General features: G+C 62.6%; 1 pseudogene. It reads right to left on the bottom strand.

Features of this window, described 5'->3' with window-relative positions:
- Positions 1-120: 120 nt before the first annotated feature.
- Positions 121-933: pseudogene (locus ACNPAA_RS20890) on the bottom strand (M48 family metallopeptidase); the annotation flags it as partial.
- Between the last annotated feature and the right edge of the window lie 151 nt (positions 934-1,084).

The following is a 1,084-nucleotide window of genomic DNA, read 5'->3' as shown; positions in this document are numbered from 1 at the left end:
TTAAGATCTCGACTATTTACAGCTTGGCAACGCAAGGTACAATTAAAATCGTACTTGGAGCCGTTCAACTGATCGAGACTTGATCAACTTGTGCAGAGAATGATCATGCGTCGGCCCTGACGCCTTGCACTGGGGAACCAGCCCTGATGCTTTCGCCTGCTGGTACAGGGGCTGCACTTCGGCCTGCTGGGCCTGCAGGTTGGCGATCCGGCTCTGGTCGCTGGGGTGGGTGGAGAGCAGCTGGGGCGGTGCCTTGCCACCGGAGGCGGCGCTCATGTTCTGCCACAGGGTGACGGCTTCGGCCGGGTTGAACCCGGCGCGGGCCATCAGCTCGAGGCCGAGCCGGTCCGCCTCGCTCTCCTGGGTTCTGCCAAAAGGCAGGGCTATCCCCACCTGGACCCCGAGGCCCAGGGCGGCCATGGTGGCAGCGCCCCCGAGGCTGTCGCTGCTGCCGATGGCGGCGTCCGCCACCGCCAGCCCGATACCGGTCAGCTGATCCCGGGAGAGGCGCTCGTTGGAGTGCTGGGCCAGCACGTGGGTCAGCTCGTGACCGATGACGGTGGCGAGCTGGTCCTGATTCTTGGCGACTTTCAGCAGGCCGCTGTAAACGCCTATCTTGCCGCCGGGCAGGGCGAAGGCGTTGATCTCCTTGGAGTCGAACACCACTACCTCCCAGCTGGTGATGCCATAGCTGGCAGGCACCTGGGCGGTCACCGCCTTGGCCACGCAGCCCACATAGGCATTCATCCTGGCATCCGTGCTCACCTTCTCCTGCTGCTTCATCTGGGTGAAGGAGTCGGCGCCCAGCTGGTTCATCTGCTGGGGGGAGAAAAGCAGCATCTGGTTGCGACCAGTCGGCGACTGGGCGCAGCCGGCCAGCAGGGCGCTGCACAAGGCCGTCAGGGCCAGTCTGGAGAGGGAAGATGCGCGCATGAGAGGGTCCTTTGCCGTGAAGTTGCCCTATTCTAAATAACTGATCCCAATAGTGCTACACCTTCGCTGTGCCATAGCCATTCCCCGGGAAAGGAGACACGGTATCCATGAAGTGTTTCACTCGGGCCAGCAGGTTTGCCATCCCTCTGCA

Source organism: Aeromonas sp. PS2Canimalfood6, assembly GCF_048276795.1.
Lineage (GTDB): Bacteria > Pseudomonadota > Gammaproteobacteria > Enterobacterales > Aeromonadaceae > Aeromonas > Aeromonas caviae.
This window is presented reverse-complemented; position numbering and strand designations above follow the sequence as displayed.